The sequence below is a fragment of the Streptomyces sp. NPDC005141 genome (assembly GCF_053599975.1).
The window spans coordinates 1-13,202 of sequence record NZ_JBSFYW010000025.1; the positions used below are offsets into that span (position 1 = coordinate 1).

The 13,202-nt window shown below is 69.7% G+C and carries 14 protein-coding genes; 4 read left to right on the forward strand and 10 right to left on the reverse strand.

Annotated features, from left to right (window positions below):
* Window positions 1–127: 127 nt before the first annotated feature.
* The 4 genes from ACWD68_RS20710 to ACWD68_RS20725 all read right to left on the reverse strand — a co-directional run bounded on the left by ACWD68_RS20710 (window position 128) and on the right by ACWD68_RS20725 (window position 5,229).
* A complete protein-coding gene (locus ACWD68_RS20710) occupies window positions 128–1,540 on the reverse strand; it encodes an AI-2E family transporter (RefSeq protein WP_451807877.1) in 1,413 nt (470 codons plus the stop codon).
* 136 nt (window positions 1,541–1,676) lie between these two features.
* Window positions 1,677–2,399, reverse strand: a complete 723-nt coding sequence (locus tag ACWD68_RS20715) for an aggregation-promoting factor C-terminal-like domain-containing protein (RefSeq protein ID WP_451807878.1) — start codon at window positions 2,397–2,399, stop codon at window positions 1,677–1,679.
* A 410-nt stretch (window positions 2,400–2,809) separates the two neighbouring features.
* On the reverse strand, window positions 2,810–4,135 hold the full coding sequence (locus ACWD68_RS20720; RefSeq protein ID WP_451807879.1) for a PhoH family protein: 1,326 nt from the start codon (window positions 4,133–4,135) through the stop codon (window positions 2,810–2,812).
* A 320-nt stretch (window positions 4,136–4,455) separates the two neighbouring features.
* Entirely contained in the window at window positions 4,456–5,229 is a 774-nt protein-coding gene (locus ACWD68_RS20725) for an isoprenyl transferase (protein WP_451807880.1), read from the reverse strand.
* A 144-nt stretch (window positions 5,230–5,373) separates the two neighbouring features.
* On the opposite strand from ACWD68_RS20725, the gene mgrA reads away from it, so the two are divergent.
* The 4 genes from mgrA (at window position 5,374) to ACWD68_RS20745 (ending at window position 9,335) form a co-directional block, all read left to right on the forward strand.
* Complete coding sequence (gene mgrA / locus ACWD68_RS20730; protein WP_451807881.1) at window positions 5,374–6,435, forward strand: L-glyceraldehyde 3-phosphate reductase; 1,062 nt, start codon at window positions 5,374–5,376, stop codon at window positions 6,433–6,435.
* A gap of 409 nt (window positions 6,436–6,844) precedes the next feature.
* On the forward strand, window positions 6,845–7,189 hold the full coding sequence (locus ACWD68_RS20735; RefSeq protein WP_451807882.1) for a DUF192 domain-containing protein: 345 nt from the start codon (window positions 6,845–6,847) through the stop codon (window positions 7,187–7,189).
* A gap of 360 nt (window positions 7,190–7,549) precedes the next feature.
* A complete protein-coding gene (locus ACWD68_RS20740) occupies window positions 7,550–8,701 on the forward strand; it encodes a winged helix DNA-binding domain-containing protein (RefSeq protein ID WP_451807883.1) in 1,152 nt (383 codons plus the stop codon).
* 121 nt (window positions 8,702–8,822) lie between these two features.
* On the forward strand, window positions 8,823–9,335 hold the full coding sequence (locus ACWD68_RS20745) for a DinB family protein (RefSeq protein ID WP_451807884.1): 513 nt from the start codon (window positions 8,823–8,825) through the stop codon (window positions 9,333–9,335).
* Between the two features lie 95 nt (window positions 9,336–9,430).
* On the opposite strand, the gene ACWD68_RS20750 is transcribed toward ACWD68_RS20745, so the two are convergent.
* The 6 genes from ACWD68_RS20750 to ACWD68_RS20775 form a co-directional block, all read right to left on the reverse strand.
* A complete protein-coding gene (locus ACWD68_RS20750) occupies window positions 9,431–10,327 on the reverse strand; it encodes an LLM class flavin-dependent oxidoreductase (RefSeq protein ID WP_451807885.1) in 897 nt (298 codons plus the stop codon).
* 40 nt (window positions 10,328–10,367) lie between these two features.
* A complete protein-coding gene (locus ACWD68_RS20755; protein ID WP_451807886.1) occupies window positions 10,368–11,012 on the reverse strand; it encodes a dihydrofolate reductase family protein in 645 nt (214 codons plus the stop codon).
* 85 nt (window positions 11,013–11,097) lie between these two features.
* Complete coding sequence (locus tag ACWD68_RS20760) at window positions 11,098–11,739, reverse strand: OmpA family protein (RefSeq protein ID WP_451807887.1); 642 nt, start codon at window positions 11,737–11,739, stop codon at window positions 11,098–11,100.
* A gap of 3 nt (window positions 11,740–11,742) precedes the next feature.
* A complete protein-coding gene (locus tag ACWD68_RS20765; protein WP_451807888.1) occupies window positions 11,743–12,336 on the reverse strand; it encodes a hypothetical protein in 594 nt (197 codons plus the stop codon).
* Window positions 12,337–12,351: 15 nt separating this feature from the next.
* Window positions 12,352–12,957 (reverse strand): pilus assembly protein TadG-related protein, encoded by a 606-nt coding sequence (locus tag ACWD68_RS20770; protein ID WP_451807970.1) that lies wholly within the window; start codon window positions 12,955–12,957, stop codon window positions 12,352–12,354.
* On the reverse strand, window positions 12,954–13,154 hold the full coding sequence (locus ACWD68_RS20775) for a hypothetical protein (RefSeq protein WP_451807973.1): 201 nt from the start codon (window positions 13,152–13,154) through the stop codon (window positions 12,954–12,956). Before ACWD68_RS20775 ends, ACWD68_RS20770 begins: the two co-directional genes overlap by 4 nt.
* Window positions 13,155–13,202: the final 48 nt, after the last annotated feature.

Here is a 13,202-nt window from a genome sequence, read left to right on the forward strand (position 1 = left end):
GGCCCGCCTGGTGGAGGAACTCGGCATCGAGCCGGGACCCGCCGTGCGCAGGGCACACCTGGAGATCTTGCGGGTCGGCCGCTCTCCTCGGCAGGGCACGGCGACCGCGCGAACGGGGGCGGACCCGCTACGGCGTCAGGCGCTGGGCGGCCAGCGACGCGTCCAGGGCGGTGGCGCCCCGCGGCTCCGGGGCATGGCGCAGGCCCGCTTCATGGGCGTACGAACGCAAGTACGTGACCACCGTGTTGGTCACCGCGACCAGCGGCACCGCGACGACGGCTCCGCCGATGCCGGCGATCATGCCGCCCGCGGCGACCGAGAGGACCACCGCGAGGGGGTGGACTCGGACCGCGCGGCCCAGGATGAACGGCTGGAGGATGTGACCCTCGATCTGCTGGACGGCGAGGACCACGGCGAGAGTCATGAGGGCGGTGAAGACGCCCTGCGTCACCAGCGCGACCACCACCGCGAGCGCCCCGGAGATCACCGCGCCCACCAGCGGGATGAACGCGCCGAGGAAGATGAAGACGGCGAGCGGCACGGCCATGGGGACGTCGAGGAAGTAGATGCCCAGGCCGATGAAGATCGCGTCGATCAGAGCGACTATCACCGTGCCGCGGACGTACGCCGTGAGCGTGCGCCACGCGCGCGGACCCGCGCCCGCGACCCCGGTCCGGGCGGCGGCCGGAACGAGCTTGAGCGACCACTCCCAGATCCGCTTGCCGTCGTAGAGCAGGAAGAGGGTCGAGAACATCGTGAGCAGGATGCCGGTGAGGGCCTCGACGATCACCGTCACGCCCTGCAGGCCCGCCGAGGTGATCTGGTCCGTGTTGGCGCCGATCGCCTCGCGGAGGTTCTTCGCGATCTCGTTGATCTGCTTGTCCGTCACATGGAACGGGCCCTTGAGGAGCCACTTGCGCAACTCGTCGATGCCGTCCTGGATCTGACCGGAGAGGTTGTCGATGTTCTCCTGGACCTGCCAGACCACGAACCAGCCGACCAGCCCCATGATGACGAAGCCGAGGATCGCGGTGAGCGCGGTGGCGAGCCCGCGCGGCACCCCGTAGCGCGTCAGCCGGGCCACCGTCGGCTGGAGCAGCGCGGTGATGAGCAGCGCGCTCACGAACGCCAGCACCACCAGTTGTACGGCGCTGATGACCCGCATCAGCACCCAGACGGTGCCCGCGAGGATCAGCAGCCGCCAGCCGGCCTCGGCGGCGACGCGCACCCCCCACGGCACGGCGAGCGCGGGGTCGGGACGCTGGGGCGTCAGCACGTACGCGGCTGTCGTGGCCGTCTCCTCTGAGGGGCGCTGGACCGGCAGCGCGGACGGCTCCGCGTCCGTCACCGGGTCCTCCGGAGGCTCGGGAGCCTCCGGGGCGCCGGATGCGTCGAGGGACTTCCGCCCCTCGGGAACGCCCTCGTCGTCGAGAGAGCCCTGTGACTCCATCTCGACCTCGGCGCGGCGTTCGTCCAACCGCTCCCCCAGCTCGGTGAGTCCGGCGCCGAGCCGGCCGAGCCACCCTGGTACTCGCGACATGATGCGTCCTTTTCCCCCGTTGCTCCCCACCACTCCCCCCAGGAGTCGTCGGATCCGACCGTACATGGCCGAAGCCCCTCCCCCTATGACGGGGAGGGGCTTCGGAAGGTTGAGCGGCCGGCGTACGGCGCGGAGCTCAGTACCAGTTGTTGGCCTGCCAGAACGACCAGGCGTCACACGGGCTGCCGTAGCGGCTGTTCATGTAGTTGAGGCCCCACTTGATCTGCGTGGCCGGGTTCGTCTGCCAGTCGGAGCCGACGGACGACATCTTGGAGCCGGGCAGAGCCTGGAAGAGACCGTAGGCACCCGAGGAGGCGTTGACCGCCTTGTAGTTCCAGCTCGACTCGTGATTCACGATGTTGCTGAAGCACTGGAACTGACCGCTCGGGACCATCGAGCGCGCCATCGCCTGGATCTGGGCGACGGTGTACGAGGACTGGACGGAGAAGCTGGAGGCGTCACGGGTCGCGGAACGGCTGGCCGCTTCCGCGGCGGCCTCCTTGCGCGCCTTGGCGTCCTTCTCGGCCTTCTCCTCCGCAGCCTTCTGCTTCGCGACGGCGTTGTCGGCCGCCTGCTTGCGGGCGGATTCCTCCGCGTCCTTCTTGGCGCTCGCGTCCGCGGCGATGGCCTGGGCATCGGCCTGCTGCGTCAGGGACGCGGTCTGCACCTGGGCCTGCTGGCCCGCAGGTATGTCTGCGAGGAGGGTCGAGTCGCTCGCCGTCGCCTCGGCGTCGTTCGAGGGCTGAGCGGTGCTGCCCGAGGCAACTCCGACGACGCTTCCGACAGCGGTGACCGCGGTGGCCGAAGCCACTGCGAATCCCCGGACCGAAATCCGGCTCACACGGTTTCCTTCCAGCATCGCCCGCTTAGGTGACCCTCGCGGACGCAATCGTGCCCCTCGGCGCTGGCCTCCCAACTGCGGGGTCACAGGGAGGCACGGGCCCGGTGGGCAACTCCCGCTGGGGGAGCGCCGCGTGGTGCGCGGGCGGCATACGACGGCTCTATGGAGTTCTGAGGTTCCGGTGTTGCCGTACCGCTGGGGATACAGCTGTGTCGTATGCGGGGCCTGACAGGAGTGAGACTCTAGCCGTATCCCGACGCCGCAAGGCAATTCCGCGTCGCGTGTGAAAGCTCACATCTCGTTTGCCTCGACTGTTTCCCGGAAACCTGGGCGCAGCAAGACGCCGCCCGGCTAGGCTTTTCGCCTTTGCCGGACGGCGCCAACCAGTGTGTATCCACCACCCTTTGACCAGGTGGGGACAGTCAGGATCAGATCTGCCCGTCCTCCAGCATTTCGGTCACGAGTGCCGCAATCTGGGACCTCTCCGAACGATTCAGCGTGACGTGCGCGAAGAGCGGATGGCCCTTCAACTTCTCCACGACGGCGACCACTCCGTCGTAGCGCCCGACACGCAGATTGTCCCTTTGCGCGACATCGTGGGTCAGAACGACCCGCGAATTGGCGCCGATCCGGGACAGAACCGTCAGCAGGACATTCCGCTCCAGGGACTGGGCCTCGTCCACGATCACGAACGCGTCGTGGAGCGAGCGGCCACGGATGTGCGTGAGCGGCAGAACCTCCAGCATGCCGCGCGCGGTGACCTCCTCGATGACCTCGCGGCTGGTGACCGCGGAGAGCGTGTCGAAGACCGCCTGGGCCCAGGGGCTCATCTTCTCGGACTCGGAGCCGGGCAGATAGCCGAGTTCCTGCCCGCCCACCGCGTACAGCGGCCGGAAGACCATCACCTTCTGGTGCTGGCGGCGTTCGAGGACGGCCTCCAGGCCCGCGCAGAGCGCGAGCGCGGACTTGCCGGTGCCGGCCCGGCCGCCCATCGACACGATCCCGATGTCCGGGTCGAGCAGCAGATCGAGCGCGATGCGCTGCTCGGCGCTGCGGCCCTTGATGCCGAACGCCTCACGGTCCCCGCGTACGAGCCGGACGTTGCCCTCGGAGGTGACACGGCCGAGGGCCTTGCCGCGCTCCGACTGGATCGTCAGGCCCGTGTGCACGGGCAGGTCGGCCGCTTCCGGGACGTACGCGTGTCCCTCCTCGAAGAGGAGGTCCACCTGCTCGCCGGGCAGGGTCAGTTCGGACATTCCGGTCCACCCGGAGGAGCCCGTGATGGCGAGCTCCGCGCGGTACTCCTCGGCGAGGAGACCCACGGAGGACGCCTTGATCCTGAGCGGCAGGTCCTTCGAGACGACGGTGACGTCGTAACCCTCGGCCTGCAGGTTGCGGGCGACCGCGAGGATGCGGGAGTCGTTGTCCCCCAGGCGATACCCGCTGGGCAGGACGCTGGGGTCCGAGTGATTGAGCTCGACGCGTACCGTCCCGCCGAGGTCCCCGACCGGAATCGGGGAATCGAGGCGGCCGTGCCGGACCCGGAACTCGTCGAGCAGGCGCAGCGCCTGCCGGGCGAAGTAGCCGAGTTCGGGATGATGCCGCTTGGCCTCCAGCTCCGTGACCACGACGATCGGGAGCACCACTTCATGCTCGTCGAAGCGGCTCAGGGCATTGGGGTCGGCCAGCAGGACGCTGGTGTCGAGAACATAGGTGCGCCGGTCTGGCATACGGCGCTTTGTGCTGGTCACCACGGAAGGACGTACCCCCTCGGATGAGGTCGGGGAGCGACGAAGGAGATCTGGGCCGGTCTCGGGCACCGATGCGCGGGCCGAAAACCGGCCCTCCGCTTCGTCCGTACTGACCGCACGGTCGGGCTGGTGCAAAGGGCCTCCCGGGCGGACGGCCCCGTGCCGTCCGCTGAGATCCGACACCCGTGGTTCGGGTGTCGACCTGCAAGGCTTATGCCCTCGAACGAGCCAAGCCATGCCAGGGCATATGACGGCGCGTTCGTTAACTCCCGATGACGTACGTCCCCGCAGGGTGCCCCGGGTGACGCGGGGCACCCCGGAATTCAGCCTCCGTAACGGCGGTGTCGCGCGGCGTAGTCACGCAGGGCGCGCAGGAAGTCGACCTTGCGGAAGGCGGGCCAGAAGACTTCGCAGAAGTAGTACTCGGAATGAGCGGTCTGCCAGAGCATGAATCCGGACAGCCGCTGTTCGCCGCTGGTGCGGATCACCAGGTCCGGATCGGGCTGGGCGCCGGTGTAGAGGTGCTTGCCGATGAGGTCGACGTCGACGCGGTCCGCGAGGTCCTCCATCGAGGTGCCCTTGTCGGCGGCGTCGAGGATCATCGAGCGCACGGCGTCGGCGATCTCCTGGCGGCCGCCGTAGCCGATGGCGACGTTGACGACTATCCCCTCGACATGCGCGGTGGCTTCCTCGGCCTCCTTGAGCGCCGACCGCATCGGGGAGGGCAGGATGTCCCGCGTGCCGACGTGGTGCACCCGCCAGCGGCCGTCGGCGGCGAGGGTGCGGACGACGCCCTCGATGATGCCGAGCAGCGGGCCGAGTTCTTCCTGCGGGCGGTCGAAGTTGTCGGTGGACAGCAGCCACAGGGTGACGACCTCGACATCGGTCTCGGAGCACCAGCCGAGGAATTCCCCGATCTTGTCGGCTCCGGCCCGGTGGCCCTGGGCGGTGGTGGAGCCCGCCGCCTTCGCCCAGCGTCGGTTGCCGTCCATGATGACCCCGATGTGCTTGGGCACCTGGTCGTGATCGAGGTGGCCTTCCACCCTGCGTGCATAGAACCTGACCAGCAGGCGGCGCAGGTTGTCGCGCAAGGTCACGTGTTGTCAGCCCCTCCGTGCGAATCGGACAGACGCGCCCGAGCACAGTCCCTGTCCATATGGCGGTCCCCCGGGGCGAAGCCTACCCCCGTGAAACGTGGGGGCTGCCGAGGGGTGCGTGCACCCTGGCATAGGTTCGATCCCATGAACGACCCCTCTCTGTACCGGGCCGCGACGGAGCGGTACGACACGATGGAATACCGGCGCTCGGGCCGCAGCGGCCTCAGGCTGCCCGCGATCTCGCTCGGCCTGTGGCACAACTTCGGCGACGACCGCTCGCTGGACTCCCAGCGCGCGATCCTGCGCCGCGCCTTCGACCTCGGCGTCACACACTTCGACCTCGCCAACAACTACGGGCCGCCGCCCGGCTCGGCGGAGCTCAACTTCGGCAAGCTGCTGAAGCAGGACTTCGCCCCCTACCGGGACGAACTGGTCATCTCGACCAAGGCGGGCTACCTCATGCACCCCGGCCCCTACGGCGAGTGGGGCTCCCGCAAGTATCTGCTGTCCTCCCTGGACGCCTCGCTGCGGCGGATGGGCGTCGACCACGTCGACATCTTCTACTCGCACCGCTTCGACCCGGACACCCCGCTGGAGGAGACGATGGGCGCGCTCGCGTCCGCCGTCCAGCAGGGAAAGGCGCTGTACGTCGGCGTCTCCTCGTACACCAGTGAGCAGACGGCGCAGGCGGCCCGGATCCTCACCTCGATGGGCGTCCGTCCGCTCATCCACCAGCCCTCGTACTCGATGCTCAACCGCTGGACCGAGGAGAGCGAAGCGAGATCGGGGTCCGGAGGAGGACTGCTCGACACGCTGGAGGCGGCCGGCATGGGCTGCATCTCCTTCGCGCCCCTCGCGCAGGGCCTGCTGACGGGCAAGTACCTCCAGGGCATCCCGCAGGGCTCGCGCGCCACCCAGGGCAAGTCACTGGACCCGGATCTGCTGAGCGACGACGTCGTGCGCCGGCTGAACGGGCTGAACGACATCGCGGCCCGGCGCGGCCAGTCCCTCGCCCAGCTCGCGCTCACCTGGGTGCTGCGCGACGAGCGGATGACCTCCGCCCTCATCGGCGCGTCCAGCGTGAAGCAGCTGGAGGAGAACGTGGCGGCACTGTCGGCCCCGAAACTCACGGACGAGGAGCTGAAGGAGATCGACACGTTCGCGGTGTCGACGCCGGGCACGAACATCTGGGCCGGACGCCACTGAGTCACCGGAATCCCCCGCCGCACGAGGCGGCCGGACCGGGGGGCGCACGGGGGCGCCCGCCTGACCGGTCGTCGCGGGCACAAAAAAACGGGCCGGTCCGTGGGGGGGAGACGGACCGGCCCGAGGGGGGGTTTCCACCATAACCCTTCGTAAGTGATGCTGCGTGCATCCGCGTGCCACAACTACTCTCCGAAGTCGCCCGACAACGCCGAGATGAGTGCGGAACCATCGATTCCGGGTGTGATCATGGCCGAATCGCAGCTGATTCAAAGGGAATCGCGGAGGATCGATGGAGATCCAATGGGTCTGCGCCCGCTTGTGGGGCGTGGCGCCGACTTGTCCCGGGGTACTCCGGGAGAGTGACGCGCGTGGCGCGCTCCCCCTTGACGCCGCCGCTAACTTCGCACCCATGGCCACGTTCACGACGGACACGGTGGAGGGGGCGGGCGGGCCGGTGCGGCTGGAGCTCGCCGCGACAGCGCGCTCCCGGCGGCGCGGACTGCTCGGGCGCGAGGGGATCGAGGGCGCGCTGCTGCTGACACCGGCGAACTCGGTACACACGCTGGGGATGCGGTTCGCGATCGACGTCGCCTACCTGGACCGGACGTCGCGGGTCCTGGCGGTGCGCACGATGCGTCCGGGCCGGCTGGGACTGCCGCGACCTCGGGCCCGGCAGATCCTGGAGGCGGAGGCCGGTGCGATGGAGCGGTGGGGCGTGCGACGCGGGGTGCGGATCGCGGTCCAGGACGGCTGACAGCACGTCACCCCGGGGAAGGCAGCACCGCGCAGCCCCCTCCTCTGCGCGGTGCCACACGCGCAGCTTTGCTGACGCGAATTACCTTGGTCTGAACTTACGTGAGCCGAACGGACTAGGCGACCCACCCTCGATAACGATGTGGAAAACGCGTGCAGATATGCGGCAGACCTCCCGCACACCCGCCGGCCCGCGTCCGCCATCCGGGCGGACATCTCACGCCGAGCACCCCTCATTGGGGTGTTTTCGGTCAATCGTCTCGCGCGGGCGCCGAGCACCCCGTCCGCCCGCGTGGCAGCACTCCCGAGACCTCCGCACAGCGGACAGGAACCGACCTCATTCCCGTCTAGCGTCGGCCGCATGACCTTGAGGATCACATGGGACGAGGCGAGCGCCCGGCGCCTGGAACGGCAGTTCCTGTCCCTTCCCGCGCGGGCCGGGACACCGGTCGCCGAGGTGGTCGGCGCGATGCTCGGCGCCCACGCGCAGGTGCTGTCGGCGGCCGAGGTGTCGGTGGGCGTACGGGCCGAGGGCGTGACCCGGGCGGACGTCCGCGCGGCGCTGTGGGAGGAGCGCTCGCTGGTGAAGACGTACGGCCCGCGCGGCACCCTCCATCTGCTGCCGGCCGCCGGACTCTCCTTCTGGACCGCCGCTTTGACGGCGATTCCGACCGGTCCGAGCCCGTTCGCGCAGAATGCGCGGATGACCGCGGCGCAGGCCGACGAGGTCGTCGCCGCGATCGCCGACGCCCTGGCCGGCACCTCGCTGACCATCGACGAGCTGAGCGAGGCGGTCGTGGCGCGCACCGGACCGTGGGCCGGGGACCTGGTGATGCCCGCGTTCCAGGGGATGTGGCCGCGCTGGCGGCAGGTGATGCACCGGGCGGGTCAGCGGGGCGCCCTGTGCCTCGGCCCCAACCGGGGGCGCAAGGTGACGTACACCCGGCCTCCGCGCTTCCGGCCGATGGCCGCCGACGAGGCACTCTCCCTGCTCGTACGCCGGCATCTGCGCGCCTACGGTCCGGCGACGGCGGCGCACTTCGCCCAGTGGGCGGCGGCTCCCCGGGCCTGGGCACGCGACCTGTTCGCCGGGCTCGCCGACGCCGGGGAGATCGAGGAGGTCGACTTCGCGGGCGGACCCGCGTGGGTGGCGGCGGGCGACACCGCCTTCCCGGGTGAACCGGCGCGCGGCGTACGGCTGTTGCCGTACTTCGACGCGTACGGCATCGGCTGCCGCCCGCGTGAACTGCTGTTCCCCGGGGCCGCCTACGAGCGGGCGCTGGCCGGCGGCCAGGCGGGGAACCATCCGGTGCTGCTCGTCGACGGCGTGGTGTCCGGTGTCTGGCACCAGCGGCGCAGCGGACGCCGTACGACGGTCACGGTGGAGCCGCTGATACGGCTGACGGCGGCGCAGGAGAGGGAGTTGGCACGGCAGGTGGACCGGGTGGGCGACATCCTGGAGGCGACACCGGAGTTGGTGGTGGGGAAGGTGACATCGGGACCGCACGCGTGACGACGGAGGGCGCCGCGCGCGCGGCCGGCCGCGCGGTGCTCACGGGGCGGTTCCCGCAATGGTCGCGGGCGACGCTATTTCCCTGGCGGGTGATGTCAGTGGCCGCTGCTACTTTCCGGACATGACGACGAATCCGGGAGCCGCGCCGACGCCGTACACCAGCGGCGAGAGGGAAACCCTGCGCGCCAGTCTCGACCGGCATCGGGACGCCGTGCTGTGGAAGCTCCAGGGCCTGGACGACGAACAGGTCAGACGGGTGATGACCCCGTCCGGCACCAACCTGCTCGGGCTGGTGAAGCACCTCGCGTCCGTCGAGTACGGCTGGTTCTGCTCGGCCTTCGGCCGCGAGGTCGAACCGCTGTGGTTCGACCCCTTCTCAGACGAGGACATGAGCGCGGGCCAGGGCGAGACGACGGAGCGGATCGTCGAGTTCTACGGCCGCGCCCGCACCGCCGCCGACCGGACCGTCACCGAGCTGTCGCTCGACGACGTGGGCACGACGTGGAACGGCCGGACGGTCTCGTTGCGCTGGGTGCTGGTCCACATGATCGAGGAGACGGCACGGCACGCGGGCCACATGGACATCGTGCGGGAGCTGATCGACGGGGGAACGGGAGATCACCGGCCGGGATGACCGGTTGGGCGGACCGGTTGGGCTGACCAACCGGGCTGACCGGTGGGGCTGACCGGTGGGGCAGCCGGCCCGGTTGGGCCGGTCGGGCACCTCCGTCACGACCGGCCGGACGGGTCCCGGGGGAGCAGCGGGCGCACCTGTCCGGCTGCGAACCGGACGAACCCCTCGGGGTCCGGCTCGTCCGCGGTGGGCTGGAGGACCACCGTGTCCGCACCGGCCTCCGCGAGACGCCGGACCGCCTTGGCCACCGTCTCCCCGTCGCCCGCGACACCGTGTTCCGGGACGGGGTTCTCGCCGTTGGCCTCGATCTCGGCGCGCAGCCGGGCGGCCGCGTCGGCCCCGGTGGCGGTGTGCAGATAGACGATCACCCGGTGGTGCCCGGCCGTCCGTCCCGCCGCCTGCCGTCCCTCGTCGATGAGCCGGCGGGCCCGCCGTACCCCGTCGAGGGTGGTCGACGCGGTGAGGACGGTGCCGTCGGCGGCCTCACCGGCGAGCCGGAGCGTGCGGGGCCCGGTGGCGCCGGTGAGGATCTGGGGCACCTCGGCGGGCGGCCAGTCGAGGGCGACGCCGTCGAGCTTCACGTACCGCCCGTCGGTGGTCACACGTTCTCCGCGCAACAGGGCGCGCAGCGCGTCGAGATGCTCACGCAGCAAGGTCACGGGCGACTCGGCCCGCGCCCCGACCTGTTCCATCCACTCCTGTACGCCGTGACCGACCGCGAGGACCGCTCGCCCGGGGAACAGCCGGTGCAGGGTGGCGGCCTCCATCGCGGTGACGGCGACGTTCCGCAGCGGGACGGGCAGCAGGCCCACGCCCACCTTGAGCCGCTCGGTCCAGGCGAGTGCGGCCGCGGCGGCCGAGATGCCACCTTCGAGGAAGCAGTCCTCCCACAGCCACAGTTCCTCGAGACCCGCCTCGTCCGCCTCGCGCGCCAGGGCGCGCAGCCGCTCGGGAGGCAGTTGGGGCCGGAAGACAACACCGAGTGACGTCATGCCGCCTTCCTATCGACGCAGTCGTGCACGGACAACCGCTTTACGCGTCATCGGTGCCTGCGGTGCCGGTGGTCTCGGTCGTGTCGGCGTTGTCGGTGGCGGCGGCGGTGTCGGTGTCGGCGGTTCTGTCCCGCTCGTAGCGCAGGAGCACCACGCCGTTCCCATAGCGCCGGGTCTCGGTGAGGCGGAGATCGGTCGGGGCATCGGACTCCGCGAAGAGCGGCTTGCCCCTCCCGATGAGCACGGGGTGCACGTTCAACCTGATCTGGTCCACGAGGTCGTGCCGCAGGAACTCCGCGGCGAGACCGGCGCCCGAGAGCGCGAGGTCGCCGCCCGACTGGGCCTTGAGCGCCCGGATCTCCTCGGGCACGAACTCCCTGACGACGGTGGTGTGCCAGTCGGCGTGCTGAAGCGTCCGGGAGAACACCACCTTGGGGATGTTCCGCCAGATCCTGGCGAACTCGACCATCTCCGGAGTGCTCTGCGGGTCCTTGTCGGCCGTGGGCCAGAACCCGGCCATGAGCTCGTGCGTCACCCGTCCGGAGAGCAAGGCGCCGTACTCCCTGATCTCCTCGTTGAATTGCCGGAGCATCTCGGCGTCGACCCGGTGCCAGTCGATCTCACGGTTCGGGCCCTCGATGAATCCGTCGAGGGACACCGACGACATCAACACGATCTTCCTCATGACGGACTCCACCGACCTCGTGCGCGACCAATTCGTCGGGGGAATGCTGCCAGGCGGCCCGGCGCCGGAGAAGGTGACGCGCTCGTCAGGCCTTGTCCCCTGTAGCCGATCCCCTCGGGAAGGTCACCTCCACACGGCGGTTCTTGCGACGGCCCTGTTCGGAGGTGTTGTCGGCGATCGGGTAGTCCTCGCTGTAGCCCCGCACCTCGAAGGTGATGTCCGTGGAGCCGAGCGCGGCGGCCAGCCGGTCGTGGACCTGTTCCGCGCGCTTCTTGGAGAGGGTCAGGCCGTGCGCGTACGAGCCGAGGTTGTCGGTGAAGCCGAAGACGCGGACGGTCGTCGCGTTCTGGGCCTTGATCTCGTCCGCGATCGCCTGGATGCGGGACTGGGCGTCCGGGTTCAGTTTCGAGCTGTCCTTCGGGAAGAGAACCTCCGCCTGGAGCGCGAACGTCACATCCGAGTTGGTGTCCTCCCGGCGCTCCTCGCCTCCCAGGTCCTCCACGACCGACTTGATGTCCAGCACCTTGGCGGGCGCCAGCGTCGCGCCGTCGGCGAGCTTGAGCCCGGGGCTGTTGGCGTCGAGGTCGGGGGGCGGGGAGGTGGTGACGCTGCCGGGCGGGGCGCTGGGGTCGTCGTCGTCCGCGTACGCGGGTCCCGGGAGACCGAGGGTGATCAGCACGGCGAGGGCCGTGAACGTCGTCGCGGCGCCGCGGGTCGGGAGGGCCATGGCTCAGCCCTCGGAGATCTCGATGGAGGCGGGAGGCATGGAGCCGACCTGGAAGTCGACGGCCGTGGTGTCGGCGGGGGGTGCGGGGAACTGGGCGAACCAGTCAGCCGCTTGACCGGCCTCCACGCCACCGCCGTTGAACTTGGTGCACAGGCAGCGCCCCTGAGTGTCCCGCAGGACCAGGTACTTCTTCTTGCCCTTGCTGTCGACCAGGGAGGCTCCCGCCAGGGATGCGCCGTTCCTGCTCAACTCGCGCTCGTCCCCACGCCAGTTCGAGGCGACCCAGAACTGGCCGCCGCCGTTGGTCACCTTGCCGCTCACGGTCACGAATCCACCCCCGTCCCGCACGGCCGAGGTGATCGCGAGCGTCACGTCGTCGCCCTTGACCTCGGCCAGCACTTGGTCCTGGCTCGCTGTCGGCGACTCCTGCTTCGCGCCGTCCCCGCCCCCCTTGCCCGACGAGGAGGAGGACGATGTCGTCTTTGGCTTGTCGTCGCCGTCTCCCCCGCCGCACCCGGACACCGTGAGGAGCAATCCAGTCGTGATCGCCACCGCGGTCATTGCCCTGCGGCCCTTCATGGTGTGCCGGAGATCCATCGGTACGGCTTCCTCTCACTCGGCCAGATGCACAGAGAACAGCACGGACGGGTCGGGGAAGTCGTCCAAATTGAAATCTTCGGGATCGATGTCCACGAGGTCCCCGCCACAGTCCAACTGCACGAGCTTCGTGGGATCCGCGTCGTCGGCGAAGGTGCAGCGCGGCTCGATGACCGCCGTCGCCTGGGCCTTGGCATGTCGGTTCTCCGTGCCCGGGATGATCGAATCTCCGACCGTGTAGCGGGTTTCGATCGCCACGTGATACCCGGGATATCCGTTCACAACGGTGCGCTGCGCACCGCCTTGCACCGTCGAGTCGTTCACATCTGCCAGCCGGTCGGCTGCGGCGGATGCCCCCGCTCCGTCGAACTTTTCGCCGTTGAGCCAGTCCAGCCATTGGTCGTCCGTGCCGATGGCTCCCGTGAGCCCGTCCACCAGCTCGTCCCGGGCGTCCTGTGCCGCCGCCAACGCCGCAGCGTCCGCCGCGGATTGAGCTCCATTCCGGGCGGACGCTGCTTGGGCGAAGGCGAAAAAGGCGAACGCGGCGAAGAGCAGAATCCCCGTCAGCCAGATGTAGATGGGGAGGGTCTGCCCACGATCGCCACGGACCTGCCGGCTCAGCCGCCGGTCACCTGGGTGACAGCAGTCCTGATCGCACCCGAGATCAGCCCGTCCAGGCCGATCTGGTCGATCAACGTGAAGATCCCCGCAATGATGATCATCAGGCCCGCGTACTCCACGAACCCCGCTCCCGCGTCCCGGTTCGTGCCCCGCATGCGGGAGACCACGGTTCGTGTCCACACGGTGAACCTGCTCATCAGCACTGCCCTCCCACCAGACGCCACTAACGACCCGAGCACCGTACG